A 12,243-nucleotide genomic window follows, 5' to 3' on the forward strand; every position below is an offset into this window, starting at 1 on the left:
CCTCCGGACCGGTCCACCCGCGCGCGCACCCCGCCCTGCGGCCTGTCGGACGGCCTTGGCGGCCGTGCCGACGAATGTTCCACGCGAAACCTATCTGACGCATTGCCCTGCCTTCCATCACACGCCCGCCGCCTGTCTGATGCGGTAGCGCATGCGCCGCGCGAGGTAGTCGCTCGCCTGCGCCGTGGCCGCGATGTCGTCCATGCTGATGCGCGGCCTGTACTTCGGCGCCCGCACGAAGAGCAGCACCGGTGCCACGTCGCTGTCGTGCGTGCCCTTCGCCGCCCAAACGCCGGCAGCCAGATGCCGCGTGCGCGGGCCGCGCATTCGGCCATAGGCAACGAAGAAGCGAACGCCCAGCGTGGTCTGGTAGACCTTGCGACTGGCGATGTAGCCGATGCCCTGCTGGTTGCGTAGCTGCGCCTTGCGGCGCACCGTCATGTTGGCCCGGTAGCCCTGCTCGCCGCTGGCCTGCAGGTAGCTGATGAGCTGCGACAGGAAGGCGCCGCGCAGGTTGCCGCGGCCGTCGTCGCTGCCGGCATAGGGCTGCTCGGGGATGGCCGTCTGCATGCCTGCAGGCAGGATGCCGGCGCGGCGCAATGCAACCTCGCTGCGCTTGTCGGCCCGGCGCCCGCCGAACTCCTGCGCCTGCAGCACGTGCTGCGGGTCCACGCCGATCTTGCCGCCCCGCGTCCACACCCCGCGCGTGTCCAGTGTCGGGATGATGCGGGCCGTCAGGTTCTCGGGCGTGGCCTGCACCACCTTTGGCGCGCGGGCGATGAATGGCGTAGGCCGGTCGAAGGCGCTCGTGAGGGCCGCGACCATCACGCCGCGCACCTTGAATGCCGTGTCGTTGAGGGCTGCAGCCTGCGCCGCGGCGAGCTGCGGGCCGGTGAGCTTGTCGGCCAGTTGCCGGACCTTCTCCATGCCGGTGATCGAGACATCAACGTGCATGGGCGCACCCTTCGGCTTCGCGCGCTCGGCGCACGGTTGCTGCGTAGGCCGGGAAAGGCTTGCCCCGGCCGGCCTCGAACGCGCGCTGATCCCACCGGCCGAGGCCCAGCGAGACGCCCACCGCCTCGATGCTGCTGCGCGTGGCGTCCCATGCGTCGGGCGAACCCTCATCCGCCAGCCGCTTCGACACCTCGTCGGTCCACCGGCGGCCATGCAGCCAAGTGGACAGCATCGGGATCAGGTGATCCCGCCCTTCCCTGCGCAGCCGGCGCCACTCATCGCCGGCGACCTGTGCCCGCACCGCCGCCAGGATGACGCGGCGCAGCGCAGCATCAGGCGCCAGGGCCAGCCACTGCCGCCGTGCCCGCTCGATCGCCTTCCGGCGCGGATAGACCGCCACCAGCGCGTCGAAGTCGGCCGCAGCAGCGCATGCCTCAGCCCGCGCCGCCGCATCTTCACCGTCTGCCTGGCGGGGTTCGATGGGAATGCGAACGGAAGCGCGTGAGCCCACCGCGGCAGCGGGGGGCAAGGGGGGTTTTGATTCTTTGATGGTTCTATGACGATTAGTGTCCGCCTGGCGGACTGGTACCGGTCCGCGTGGCGGACTGGTCCCGTCCGCGTGGCGGACCGGTACGCCAGACGGACCGGTCCGCGTGGCGGACTGGTTTGGCGCATGTGGTGACGGCTCGCCCGCTGCGTCTGCAGCGAATTTGTCGGGTTCAACCCAGTACGTCGTCTTGCGCCCGTTGGTCCGGTTGGCACGCACGATGCCCACCGACTCCAGCCAACCAATCGCCTCGATCACCGCGGTCCTGCCGTAGCAGGTGCGCTCACAGATGCGCTCGATGCTGGGCCAGCAGAACCCCTCATCGTTTGCCATGTCGGCCAGTGCGATGAGCACGGCCTTCGGCGGGGGGCGCATTGCCAAGGGCCAGCACAGCCCCATGATTCGTGTACTCACGCGGCGACACCCTCGGCACGCGGCATCTGCTCGCGGGCGGTCGATTCAGGCGACGTGAGCCGGTAGGCCGAGCGCTGGCCCGGGACGGCCTTCGCCTCAACGAGCCGCGCCGCCACCAGCCCACGCAGCGCCCGCTGTACCGTGGCCCGACTAAAGCACGTGCACTCGCACAGCACGCCCAGGCTGGGTTGGCACGTCCCGTCGTCGCGGGCCATGGCGGCCATCGCCATCAGCACGGCCTTCGGCGCTGGCGCCATCTGCAGCGGCGTGCACTGCTGTTCAATTTGCATACTCATCCTGGGCACTCAGTACGTGGCAGCGGGTGCAGGGCGCATGCGGCCGCGCAGCATGGCGACGGCATGGCCGACTGAGGCGATCAGCTCCTGGCCCATCGCCTCGGCACGCCGGACCTGATTGCGCGTGACTTGGCCGTCACCCGCCAGCACTGCATCTGCCAGTGCGCGGATGAAGTCAGCCTGCGCCACCTCCAGCCGCATCACTGCTTCCACCGGATCGCCGCCCGCCTGGTCGGGCGTGGCACGCGTGCAGACGAAGCCCAGCGCTGCAGCCATCGCATGCAGCGCGTGCGCATTACCCGTGAAGAGCATCGCCGCCAGCAGTTCCTCGGGCCGCAGGTAGTGCGTCTTGTTGTTGCGGTTGACTTTGTGCTGCAGCGTCCCGGATGGGATGCCTAAGTGCCGAGCGACCTCGTCTAAGCCGCCTTCGTAGTCATGGACAACATGCCAGACGGCTTCGTCCATCGACATCGGGCCGGCCATGTCGGGCGCGGCGCCGTTATCGACATGGCCGGGGCCGCTCGACATCGTGAAACTGCAGTGCACGGAAAGGACTCCCTCAATGAGCACAGACACACCGCAGCACGACGCAGACGCGCCCACGGTGCAGGATCGGCTTTCAGCCTTGGAATTTGTGGTCGGCCAGCTCGCGCTGGCTGTGGAATCGGAGTGCGCCGCACTGCGGGCACGCCTTGCCCCGGGGGCTGCATCTGCAGCACACGAGGATGACGAGGGGGAGCCGTTCACGGTGGACGGGTTCACCAGTTGGCTGGGCTTCTGCGTCCAGCGCATGGAGGCCCACAAAAGCGCCAACACCGCATTGCGCGCCGCGATCGCGCAGGCGGCGCGCGGCATCGCTGAAATGCCAACAACGAGCTTGGAGCGCTAGCCATGAAGATCAGCACATTTGCTGCACCATTGCAAAATCAGCCGCTCCAACCAACAACCCTTCGGAGGGGTGAGCATGGCGAGAGTCAGCATCAACATTACGAGCAGCACAAACGCACAAGTGCAGATCAAGGGCGACTTTTCAGCCGCCGATCTGGAGGACCTCATATATCGACTCGCGAAGGCGCGCGCCCAAATAGCGCCGGAAGTCCCCAGCACGAGAGAAGCGGCGTTGGAGGCCGGAGTCGCCATGATGGAAGAGGACCGACCGTCAATCACCGCCGCCGTTCGTGTCGACGGCACGCTCCGCATTGCCATGCGGAACCGGGGCATCGGTTGGCTTGCAGCGATCGTCGACCCGCACACCGCCCGCGCGCTGGGGCAATACATGGTCAATTCGACCGCCGAAGCTGTGGACCTCTTCACGGACGGCGACGGCAAACGGCACTAACCTTAAGAACTCAGCACGTGGGGCTGCAGCCGTGAGTGCCGCCGCCAAGGGCGTTTCAACAGCCTCACGCTGGGCCCGGCCCGTACCCGCGCTGATCTGCGGCTCATGCGACACCGCGCTGACGCGCGCGCAGGAGGCCAAGCGGTCGCGTGTTGTGGAGCCCATGTCAGCGGCCGAGCAGCGGCTCAGCGAAGGCAGCGGAAGAACGAGTTACAGGCACGTGTCTGCGCGCCCTCTCCGCCCGCTCACGAACCATGCTTTCCAACGTCACCTCACCATCGGTGAAGTCCCGGACCGCTTCCATATATTTGTTGGGCACCCCGTCATCTGCGATCTGGCTCATCCGGCCCGCAGATATGTCGAGGTGCGCAGCAAGTGCGGCATAGCGACCGCGTTCGCAGTTGAGCCAAGTCTTGAGGTTCATGACGGGACTTTAGAACAATCTAAAGTCCTGAGTCAAGAAACTTCTAAAGGCTGTTTCTTTACTCTTGTCTAAACATGGACGAGATGACCCTACACCGCAAGCGTCGGCTCCGCCACCTGATCGACAGTCAGTACGGCGGCTCCCAGGCGCGGTTTGCTCAGGCGGCGAAGCTGACGGAAGGTCGCCTTTCGCAGATCGCCAGTCCTGAACATAGCTTCGGCGAGCGGTCAGCTCGCAACTTGGCAAGCGAACTTAGACTTGATGAGCGTTACTTTGAGGCCGGCTTTGTCGCCGACCCTGCCTACCTGCAAATTTCTCGACTCAATGTGACCGTGGGCGCCGGCGATGGCCGCCCCGTACTCAGCGAGGACATCATTGATGGACTCGCCTTTAAGCGCGACTTTCTGCGTGACGTGGGCATCACGAATCCGGACGATGGCGCAGTGGTCGACATCAAGGGAGAGAGCATGGGCGCGACCGTCTGGAATGGCAGCGTCGTGCTCGTTAACAAAAGGGCTCGTGAGCCGGTGAAGTCGAAAATCTTCGTCTTCCTTAGCGGCGAAGGGCCCGTAGTGAAGCGCGTCCTTTACGAGCGCAATAGGTGGATTGCCCGCTCCGACAACGAGGACAAGAAGCGCTTTCCCGACTTCCCGTTGTCCGAAGAAAACGAGATTCTGGGACGCGCCGTATGGATGGGCGCGAAGCTGTAGCCGCGCAACTAACCTGCACCGGTTAAGCCCCGCTACTCAAGGTCGTATTCAAGCTGCAGCTGCTTGATGACCCGCGCGACGTCGAGGCGCCATACGCTTGATGGCACGCTTGATCGCACGGTCCACGTCGGATCGCCATCGCCATCATCTTCCACGCCAACGACGCACACGGACTGAGTCGCCAACGTGCTGCCGCTCAGCTCCGGCAGCCCAGCGAACCTCTCTCGCAGCATCACGGCCAAGTCTGCAGCCGTCCTCGTTGCCCGGCTCATGACGCCGAGCCGTCCGCACGTATCACGGGCACAACCTCGGCGCCCGCGTCCACCGCCAGACCCCACATCGTTTGATTGTTCATACTGTATTAATTTACAGCATTGACGCAGCACCCCACGTCCACTCCGAGACTTTAGAAATTTCTTGACTCTGTACTTTAGATTGTTCTAAAGTCCTTCCAGCGGCACACGGTGTGCCGCACTGGAGCGACGAATGAACAGCTACCGCTGCTACTACACGCCGAAGGGCCCCTTCGGCAACCTGGCCCCCTCTGACGCGGGCGTGATGCCGTTCGTGCAGGTGCAAGCCAACAACGCCGAGGGCGCGCAGCGCGCCGCACACCACGTCACCGGCTGCCCCATCGCCGAGGCCGAACGCCTCGACGACGTCGCCGCCTAATCGCCACGAACGAGCAGGAGGCCCCATGGCACCCGTTCAGATGGCATCGGCAGACACCGGCAGCGCCCAGCGTGGCGCCATCCGGGCAGTTATCCAGATCCGGCAGCGCGGCTACCGCCGACAGGCGTTCTCGCGCCTCATGGCCGGCACGAGCCCGCAAAGCAACTGGAGCGCGCTGCCCGTGCCGGCGGCAGAGAAGGCGCTCCGGCGCGGCGTTCTCGAACTGAGCGCGAATCGCAGCGTTCCCGCGGTATCCGAAGAAGTCGCCAAGGCGGATGAGCAGGTGACCCGCATGGAGCGCCGCGAGTTCGACAACATCGACCGCGGCATGAGCGGCGAACGCTGCATGCCCGAACTGCCGCACTGCATCCCAGAGTCATGGTGCACCGCGGGCATCTACTGGCTGGCCTATCCGCGATCGCCTCTGGCAGCGGAACTCTATGACGTCATCAACCCGGGCGCCGCCACGCGCGGCGGCTACCTCGCGACCGTGGATGACTTCGGCTTTCTCGTGAAGGTGCCGGCACCCATCGCAACGGGGGCCGCATCGTGAAGGCCGGCGCCGGCATCACTCGCAAGCGCGTCTGGCGCGTCGTGGTCGATTGGGCATTGGCGTTCCTGATCGCCACAGCCCTGCTTGCCGCCACGATCGGCACCGACAGTGGCGAGCCACCGCCCTCGCCCGCCGTTGCTGACGCGATTGAGGGCGCGCGCCTGGCTGCGCGCGACCGCGAGTTACCCGAACCCTGGCCGCCACGCTGATCCATCGCACGGCCATGGACCACGCTAATCCCGCCCTCGATGAGGCACCGGACATGCGCGAGCGCGCGCAGCAGGTGCACCTCATCACTCAGGCCCAGGCCGCCCTGGGCGACGACTGCGAGCCCAACAAGGGCGGGGCATGCGCGGCAAGCCTCGCCATCTGCGCGGTGCTGCTCGCCCTGCTGCTGGCCTGGCTCGCCTACCACTGACCACCATGAAAGCCTACGGCATGTTCTTCCTGACGCGTCCGCCGTTCCGGGTGCGCATCACGCCGCCACGAAACGGGCACGACCACGGCTGGCAACTGCCGCTGGGCGAGCGTGCCTCGCAGCGCGGCATCCAGATGCTGACCCTCATCTGGATAGGGCCGGCCGCGGATGCGTTCATGCAGGCGCACCCCGACCTCAAGGCCGGCGACTGCCTAAACCTGCACATCGACCGGCCGCACCTCGTGCAGAACGAGCCCGCCGGCTTTGTCGAGCGCGCCGAACTGGCCCCGCCGCGATGGGCAAGTCACACCGACAACGCCGACCCCGCCTCGGCCATCCCTCAACCGCCGCGCGTCGTGTCTTGCAGCGCGCCCCCTATTTCCCTCGCACCGAGTCCCATGTCCCATTCCATCGTTTCGCTGGCAAACGTGAGGCTGCACGCACAGGCCGCAGTCCGCGACCGCCGCTCTGTCGAAGATGCGTGCCCATACCCGTTCGACAGCGCCGCCGGCGGCGCCTTCAAAGCCTACTACGAGGCAGAAGTCCAGCGCGAGCGCGCCGAGCAGACCCAGGCCACCCAGCCCGAGGGGCAGCCGTCATGACGTGGATGCTGACCCCTACCGGCGCCGAATACCACCTGCACGGCCCAGACGCGATGACGGACGCGGGCCAGCCCGTCGATGCGTGGGCGGTGGCGCATCAGCTGTCGCTCATCAACCGCTTCCACGGCGCGACCGTGCGGCCGTACAGCGTGGCCGAGCATTCGTTGCTGTGCTCCGAGATTGCCGAACGCCTGGGCCGCTCGGTGCATGTGCAGCTGGCCGCGCTGTGGCATGACGCCCACGAGTGCGTGACGCAAGACCTGAGCAGCCCCGCCAAGATCGCCGTCAACGCCTTGGCGTCCGCCGCCGGCGGAACCAGCGCATGGACACTGTTCGAGACGGCCCACGCGAAACGCTTCCGCCGCGCCCTCGGCCTTGAAACCGTGTTCGTGACCATGCGCGCGGTGCTGCAGCGCATCGACCTGCAGGCCCTGGCCACCGAGCGCCGCGACCTGACGGCCTACAACCCGGACCACAGCCAGCCCTGGGCAGTGCTGCACGACGCGGACCCCGCCGAGCGCATCGAGCCCATCGACTGGCTGCGCTTGGACTCGCCCGAGCGTGTCGCCATGACCTGGCAGGACTGGCGGCAGGCGTTCATCGACCGACTGGAATCGCTGCAGCACGCGCAGCAACTGCTGCAGGGGCGCGCATGCTGACGCCGCAATTCCTGCTGCCGCTGGCGGCAAAGCTGGTCATCGACCTGTTCGCGGGCGGCGGCGGAGCGTCGACGGGCATCGAGCAGGCCATAGGCAGGCCGGTGGACGTGGCGATCAACCATGACGCCGAAGCGATCGGCATGCACGAAGTCAACCACCCGCAAACCCGGCACTACCGCGCCGACATCCGCGAGGTTGACCCACTGGCCGTGACGCGCGGGCAGGCTGTTGGGCTGCTGCACGCCTCGCCGGACTGCACGCACCATTCCCAGGCGCTGGGCGGCCAGCCGCGGAAAGCCGAGATTCGTTCGCTCGCCTGGCAGGTGCTGCGCTGGGCCGGCAAGACGCGCCCCGACGTCATCACGCTGGAGAACGTCGAGCAGATGTTGCTGTGGTCGCCATTGGTCGCGAAGCGCGACCCGTCGACCGGCCGCGTGCTGACGCTGGACCGCGAGCGCGACCCGAGCACCGGAAAGCTCGCGCACCGCGTCGCCGGCCCGGGCGAACGTGTCCCGCGTGGCAATCAGTTCCTGATCCCGGACCCGAGCCGCAAGGGCCGCAATTGGGACCACTTCGTCGGCGCCCTGCGAGCCCTGGGCTACAAGGTGGAATGGCGCGTGATCTGCAATGCAGATCTTGGCGCGCACAGCACACGGACGCGCCTTTACATGGTCGCCCGCTGCGATGGCTTGCCCATCGTCTGGCCCGCGCACACGCATGCCAAGCGGCCCCGCGCCGGCCTGCAGGCGCACCGTCCCGCCGCCGACTGCATCGACTGGAGCATTGCAGGAACGAGCATCTTCGGCCGGAAGAAGCCCCTTGCAGATGCCACCATGCGGCGCATCGCGCACGGCATGCAGAAATACGTGCTGGACACCCCGACGCCCTTCATCGTCGCCGGCGCGGCCCCAGCCTTGGTGCCCGTCACCCACACCCGCCACACCGCGTTCGACATCGGCAAGCCGCTGCGTACCATCACCACGGCGAAGGGCGGCGAAACGGCCCTGGCCGCAGCCCACTTGCTGCCGCTGACACATCAGGGCGGCCATCGCAACCACGACCCGCGCGAGCCAATGCCCACCATCACGGCCGCCCGCCGTGGAGAGATTGCCGTCACGGCCGCGCACCTGGTGCAAATGGGCTACGGAGAGCGTGATGGGCAGCAGCCGCGCGCGCTGGACCCACGCGCCGCGCTCGGCACCGTCGTTGCAGGCGGGCAGAAGTTCGCTGTTGCCAGCGCGATGTTGGTCGGAGCAGGCGGACCAACCTACGCCGGCAAGCCTGCAGACATGCGGCAGCCCCTTGGCGCGGTGCTGGCCGAGAACCACCGCGCGCTGGCAGGCGCCTGCCTGGTGCAGGCCGGCCACGGTGAGGGTAGCGGCAAGACAAGGCGCCGCAGCACTGGTGCGAACACGCTGCGCGATGCCCTGGGCACCGTGACGGCCAGCAGCGTGAGCCATGGACTTGCGGCTGCATTCATGGTGCAGGCGAACGGCGGATTCAACACGAGCCACGCCCGGGACATGCGCGACGGCGTGTCGACCGTGACCACGTCGGGCAGTCAGCAGCAGCTGGTGGCGGCGCACCTGACGACGCTGCGCCGCAACTGCACCGGACGCGCGATGGATGAGCCAGTGTCGACGGTGACGGCCGGTGCCGAGCACCACGCGCTTCTGCAGTACGAGTTGAGCCAGGAGGACGAGGCGGGCGCGCTGCGCTGCGCGGCCTTCCTGATGCGCTACCACGCCAGCGGCGGGCAGTGGGCCGACCTGCGCGACCCCATGACTACGATCACGACGCATGACCGCCTGGCGCTCGTGACCGTGTGGCTGCAGGGCGAACCGTGGGTGATCGTAGACATCACGTTGCGCATGCTGGTGCCGCGGGAGCTCTACAACGCGCAGGACTTCCCGTCCGCCTATGTGATCGACCGGACCGCTAGCGGCAAGCCTCTGACCAAGACGGCGCAGGTGCGCATGGCAGGCAATTCCGTGAGTCCGCTCCCGATGCGGCTGATCGTGGCCGCGAACTACAGCGAGTTCGAGGCGGAAAGGCTTGCAGCATGAGCCCGCGCCGCCCCCTCATCCGGTATCACGGTGGCAAATGGAAGCTCGCGCCGTGGATCTTGCAGCACATGCCCGCCCATCGTGTTTACGTCGAGCCCTTCGGCGGCGGCGGAAGCGTGCTGCTGCGCAAGCCGCGCAGCTATGCGGAGGTCTACAACGACTTGGATGGCGAAATCGTCAACCTCTTCTCTATTGCGCGCGACCGCGGCGCCGAGCTGGCACGAGCCATCGAATTGACGCCCTTCGCCCGAGCCGAGTTCGACGGCGCCTATGAGCCATCAGCCGAACCACTGGAGCAGGCGCGCCGCACGGTAGTGCGCTCCTACATGGGCTTTGGCTCAGCCGGGGCATCAGGGCAGTCGACGGGCTTCCGAGCCAACAGCAATCGCAGCGGCACGACGCCCGCGCACGACTGGGCCAATTACCCAGCCGCGCTGCGCCTGGTGATCGACCGCATGCGCGGCGTGGTGATAGAGAACCGCGATGCGGTGGCTGTCATGCAGCAGCACGACAGCGCCGAGACGGTGCATTACGTCGATCCGCCCTATGTCCACAGCACGCGCAGCCTCAGGACGCGCGCGCCAGCCTACCGGCATGAGCTGGATGACGACCAGCACCAAGCATTGGCCGCCGCACTGCGCACGCTTCGCGGCAAGGTCATCGTGAGCGGTTACCGCTGCGAGCTATACGACGGCCTTTTCTCAGGCTGGCACCGCATAGACCAGCACGCACACGCCGACGGCGCCCGCGATCGCGTCGAAAGCCTCTGGCTGTCCCCTAACTGCCCAGCGGTCGGCCTTTTCGCGCAGTCCGTCGCTCCCCTCCCTTCACTGGAACCCGCATGACAACCACGACCCTACCCCCGGGCCGCGATCCGCGCTGGCCGGCTGGCCGGCCCGCTTCGCCGGCATCCGCCTTCTGCCAGGTCTCCACATCGAGCGGGAGCACCATCGGCGCCGCCTTGCAGGTGCACGCCTCAAAGCGCGCGACGAGCACGCGCGCGGTCGAGCGAGCACGCGCCGAAGGCCGCGACCGCAGCACTCTACACGGCCTTGACAAGTCGGGCCGCCACGGCGGTGCCTACAGCATGGCCAAGGCACCCACAGGCAAGGGAAGGAAGACATCGTGAGCGCCGAACACACACTCGCTGCGTCTGGCACTGCCGATCCGTTTGCGGCCTTTGAGCAAACACCTGCTTTGCTGGCTGCCTGCCAGACCCTCACGCAAACACAGGCGCCGAACGATAGCGAACGCATGTTTGCCGCCTTCTCCAACCTGTATGACGCCGACCCGGCCGATCCCTCAATGGTCGAGGACTTGGCGAAGTTCTGCGACGGCTGGCAGGCCGCGCATGAACACGAGCAGGAGGCCGGCGCAACGGCCAATGCCTTCCCGTTGAAGATGCGCGACCGTCCGGGCGCACCAACCGTCGCCCGTATTCGCGAAGCCTTCGAGAAGAGCATTGCGGACACCCCTGCGCTGCAGGCACACACCGACTGCCAGGCCGTCATGGTCGAAGGCGTGTTCTCGCACTACGCCAATGTGCGGACGGACATCCTGTGGATCGGCTTCGCGCTGGGCATGAGGGCCGCGGCGATGCTCGCCGAAGAAGAGCGACAGAAGCCCGACAGCACGCTCAACGTGATGGCTCGGCTGCTGCACGACCAGATCACCGCCAACCAAGCGGCGTGGATCGAATGGCAGCACGGCGCCGGCGCAGAGGCCGCCATGGCCTGGGTGCAGAACGGCCTGATCGGCCCCGGCCACATCCCTGACGAGGACGAGCCCTACGGGCGCGAGGCCCAGGCGTGGTTCGATGCGAACTGCGCGGAGCCGCTGCCGCAGTGCTTCTGCGGCCGGCCCTCGAACATCGGCTGGATGGCGCAAGGATTCTGCTGCAAAGCCCACCACGATCAGGCGAGCGGCGAGCGAGCGAAAGTTGGCGCAGGGTGCAGGCAATTCAGATGAGTGCTCCCGCCGGTGGCAATTTGAAATCCTCCAACACTCCTTTAATGTCGTGAATCACGAACCGAACGATTCGGGTAGGACGTACATTCAATACTACTCCTGCGATTTTTCACATTATGACGATTCGGCTTCCCACTCGTCTATCTGTAGCGCAGCTTTAAGCCATTTCATGACAGCGGCCTACTTTCATACCAATCTCAAAACCAGGGATCAGGTTTTGCCGCGCAACGCATCTGAGCGGGGGAATGCGAAATGATCGGAGATCAGCCGGAAGGCACGGTTGAAGGCGTAGTTATTAGCGCCGTTTCTCACGAAGGTCTAAAAGTGACAATCGACGGCAAGCCAGCTAGCCTCGCAATCATCAACGACCAAGGAGAGATAATTGCTGCGGGAATTACTGTTGCGCGAGAGGCGGAAGCTGTAGCAGTTAATAGCTACAGGCATTTCCTCCAAGGCAAAGGGTTTCTCCGCGTATTGAGCGCAAAAATCGTCAATTAGTCATATATCGTAGATTCCGAAATTACTATTGCAATATATGAATAAAACGACAGCTGACAGCGTAATATAGACGAATACCCACTAGGCAGGCCCGGGTGGCCCAGGTGGCTCGGGTGGCTCGGG

The 12,243-nt window shown here is 66.1% G+C and carries 18 protein-coding genes; 13 read left to right on the forward strand and 5 right to left on the reverse strand.

The window, feature by feature from the left end:
• Positions 1–117 precede the first annotated feature (117 nt).
• Genes NS331_RS22505 through NS331_RS22520 form a run of 4 tightly spaced genes read right to left on the reverse strand, consistent with a single transcriptional unit; the run spans position 118 to position 2,757 of the window.
• On the reverse strand, positions 118–954 hold the full coding sequence (locus tag NS331_RS22505) for a hypothetical protein (protein WP_058644171.1): 837 nt from the start codon (positions 952–954) through the stop codon (positions 118–120).
• Positions 944–1,855 carry a helix-turn-helix domain-containing protein gene (locus NS331_RS25825; protein ID WP_193758182.1) on the reverse strand — a complete coding sequence of 304 codons (912 nt, stop codon included), beginning with the start codon at positions 1,853–1,855 and terminating at the stop codon, positions 944–946. Before NS331_RS25825 ends, NS331_RS22505 begins: the two co-directional genes overlap by 11 nt.
• Before the next feature lie 56 nt (positions 1,856–1,911).
• Entirely contained in the window at positions 1,912–2,205 is a 294-nt protein-coding gene (locus tag NS331_RS22515; RefSeq protein WP_193758183.1) for a helix-turn-helix domain-containing protein, read from the reverse strand.
• 15 nt (positions 2,206–2,220) lie between these two features.
• Positions 2,221–2,757 (reverse strand): phage regulatory CII family protein, encoded by a 537-nt coding sequence (locus tag NS331_RS22520; protein ID WP_153012995.1) that lies wholly within the window; start codon positions 2,755–2,757, stop codon positions 2,221–2,223.
• A gap of 16 nt (positions 2,758–2,773) precedes the next feature.
• On the opposite strand from NS331_RS22520, the gene NS331_RS22525 reads away from it, so the two are divergent.
• Complete coding sequence (locus tag NS331_RS22525; protein ID WP_058644175.1) at positions 2,774–3,100, forward strand: hypothetical protein; 327 nt, start codon at positions 2,774–2,776, stop codon at positions 3,098–3,100.
• Positions 3,101–3,175: 75 nt separating this feature from the next.
• The gene (locus NS331_RS22530) at positions 3,176–3,550 is read left to right on the forward strand and encodes a hypothetical protein (protein WP_153012996.1); all 375 of its coding nucleotides are present in this window, start codon (positions 3,176–3,178) and stop codon (positions 3,548–3,550) included.
• Between the two features lie 166 nt (positions 3,551–3,716).
• Here the strand turns inward: NS331_RS22530 and NS331_RS26375 are convergent, their stop codons facing one another.
• Complete coding sequence (locus NS331_RS26375) at positions 3,717–3,974, reverse strand: hypothetical protein (protein ID WP_153012997.1); 258 nt, start codon at positions 3,972–3,974, stop codon at positions 3,717–3,719.
• Positions 3,975–4,048: 74 nt separating this feature from the next.
• Between NS331_RS26375 and NS331_RS22535 the strand changes: the two genes are divergently transcribed.
• The 11 genes from NS331_RS22535 to NS331_RS25830 all read left to right on the forward strand — a co-directional run bounded on the left by NS331_RS22535 (position 4,049) and on the right by NS331_RS25830 (position 12,120).
• Positions 4,049–4,684 (forward strand): S24 family peptidase, encoded by a 636-nt coding sequence (locus NS331_RS22535; RefSeq protein ID WP_058644177.1) that lies wholly within the window; start codon positions 4,049–4,051, stop codon positions 4,682–4,684.
• A gap of 486 nt (positions 4,685–5,170) precedes the next feature.
• The gene (locus NS331_RS22545) at positions 5,171–5,356 is read left to right on the forward strand and encodes a hypothetical protein (protein ID WP_058644179.1); all 186 of its coding nucleotides are present in this window, start codon (positions 5,171–5,173) and stop codon (positions 5,354–5,356) included.
• A 25-nt stretch (positions 5,357–5,381) separates the two neighbouring features.
• Positions 5,382–5,909 (forward strand): hypothetical protein, encoded by a 528-nt coding sequence (locus NS331_RS22550; RefSeq protein ID WP_153012998.1) that lies wholly within the window; start codon positions 5,382–5,384, stop codon positions 5,907–5,909.
• The gene (locus tag NS331_RS26380; protein WP_153012999.1) at positions 5,906–6,118 is read left to right on the forward strand and encodes a hypothetical protein; all 213 of its coding nucleotides are present in this window, start codon (positions 5,906–5,908) and stop codon (positions 6,116–6,118) included. The genes NS331_RS22550 and NS331_RS26380 overlap by 4 nt, the downstream gene beginning before the upstream one ends.
• Before the next feature lie 14 nt (positions 6,119–6,132).
• Positions 6,133–6,327 carry a hypothetical protein gene (locus NS331_RS26385; RefSeq protein ID WP_153013000.1) on the forward strand — a complete coding sequence of 65 codons (195 nt, stop codon included), beginning with the start codon at positions 6,133–6,135 and terminating at the stop codon, positions 6,325–6,327.
• A gap of 5 nt (positions 6,328–6,332) precedes the next feature.
• A complete protein-coding gene (locus tag NS331_RS22555) occupies positions 6,333–6,929 on the forward strand; it encodes a hypothetical protein (RefSeq protein WP_153013001.1) in 597 nt (198 codons plus the stop codon).
• A 5-nt stretch (positions 6,930–6,934) separates the two neighbouring features.
• Complete coding sequence (locus NS331_RS22560; protein ID WP_058644182.1) at positions 6,935–7,588, forward strand: HD domain-containing protein; 654 nt, start codon at positions 6,935–6,937, stop codon at positions 7,586–7,588.
• Positions 7,582–9,654, forward strand: coding sequence for a DNA cytosine methyltransferase (locus NS331_RS22565; protein WP_058644183.1), 2,073 nt, complete (start codon positions 7,582–7,584; stop codon positions 9,652–9,654). The genes NS331_RS22560 and NS331_RS22565 overlap by 7 nt, the downstream gene beginning before the upstream one ends.
• A complete protein-coding gene (locus NS331_RS22570) occupies positions 9,651–10,499 on the forward strand; it encodes a DNA adenine methylase (RefSeq protein ID WP_058644184.1) in 849 nt (282 codons plus the stop codon). The genes NS331_RS22565 and NS331_RS22570 overlap by 4 nt, the downstream gene beginning before the upstream one ends.
• A gap of 280 nt (positions 10,500–10,779) precedes the next feature.
• Entirely contained in the window at positions 10,780–11,622 is an 843-nt protein-coding gene (locus tag NS331_RS22575) for a hypothetical protein (protein ID WP_153013003.1), read from the forward strand.
• Positions 11,623–11,874: 252 nt separating this feature from the next.
• Complete coding sequence (locus NS331_RS25830; protein WP_082702706.1) at positions 11,875–12,120, forward strand: hypothetical protein; 246 nt, start codon at positions 11,875–11,877, stop codon at positions 12,118–12,120.
• Positions 12,121–12,243: the final 123 nt, after the last annotated feature.

The organism is Pseudacidovorax intermedius (assembly GCF_001476815.1).
GTDB lineage: Bacteria > Pseudomonadota > Gammaproteobacteria > Burkholderiales > Burkholderiaceae_C > Xenophilus > Xenophilus intermedius_A.

What these genes read in the sequence shown, in the direction of transcription:
- NS331_RS22535 (WP_058644177.1), top strand. Translation starts at nt 4,049, where the DNA reads ATGGACGAGATGACCCTACACCGCAAGCGTCGGCTCCGCCACCTGATC.
- NS331_RS26375 (WP_153012997.1), bottom strand. Translation starts at nt 3,974, where the DNA reads ATGAACCTCAAGACTTGGCTCAACTGCGAACGCGGTCGCTATGCCGCA.
- NS331_RS22525 (WP_058644175.1), top strand. Translation starts at nt 2,774, where the DNA reads ATGAGCACAGACACACCGCAGCACGACGCAGACGCGCCCACGGTGCAG.
- NS331_RS22550 (WP_153012998.1), top strand. Translation starts at nt 5,382, where the DNA reads ATGGCACCCGTTCAGATGGCATCGGCAGACACCGGCAGCGCCCAGCGT.
- NS331_RS22505 (WP_058644171.1), bottom strand. Translation starts at nt 954, where the DNA reads ATGCACGTTGATGTCTCGATCACCGGCATGGAGAAGGTCCGGCAACTG.
- NS331_RS22555 (WP_153013001.1), top strand. Translation starts at nt 6,333, where the DNA reads ATGAAAGCCTACGGCATGTTCTTCCTGACGCGTCCGCCGTTCCGGGTG.
- NS331_RS22515 (WP_193758183.1), bottom strand. Translation starts at nt 2,205, where the DNA reads ATGCAAATTGAACAGCAGTGCACGCCGCTGCAGATGGCGCCAGCGCCG.
- NS331_RS25830 (WP_082702706.1), top strand. Translation starts at nt 11,875, where the DNA reads ATGATCGGAGATCAGCCGGAAGGCACGGTTGAAGGCGTAGTTATTAGC.
- NS331_RS22545 (WP_058644179.1), top strand. Translation starts at nt 5,171, where the DNA reads ATGAACAGCTACCGCTGCTACTACACGCCGAAGGGCCCCTTCGGCAAC.
- NS331_RS22560 (WP_058644182.1), top strand. Translation starts at nt 6,935, where the DNA reads ATGCTGACCCCTACCGGCGCCGAATACCACCTGCACGGCCCAGACGCG.
- NS331_RS22565 (WP_058644183.1), top strand. Translation starts at nt 7,582, where the DNA reads ATGCTGACGCCGCAATTCCTGCTGCCGCTGGCGGCAAAGCTGGTCATC.
- NS331_RS22530 (WP_153012996.1), top strand. Translation starts at nt 3,176, where the DNA reads ATGGCGAGAGTCAGCATCAACATTACGAGCAGCACAAACGCACAAGTG.
- NS331_RS22570 (WP_058644184.1), top strand. Translation starts at nt 9,651, where the DNA reads ATGAGCCCGCGCCGCCCCCTCATCCGGTATCACGGTGGCAAATGGAAG.
- NS331_RS26385 (WP_153013000.1), top strand. Translation starts at nt 6,133, where the DNA reads ATGGACCACGCTAATCCCGCCCTCGATGAGGCACCGGACATGCGCGAG.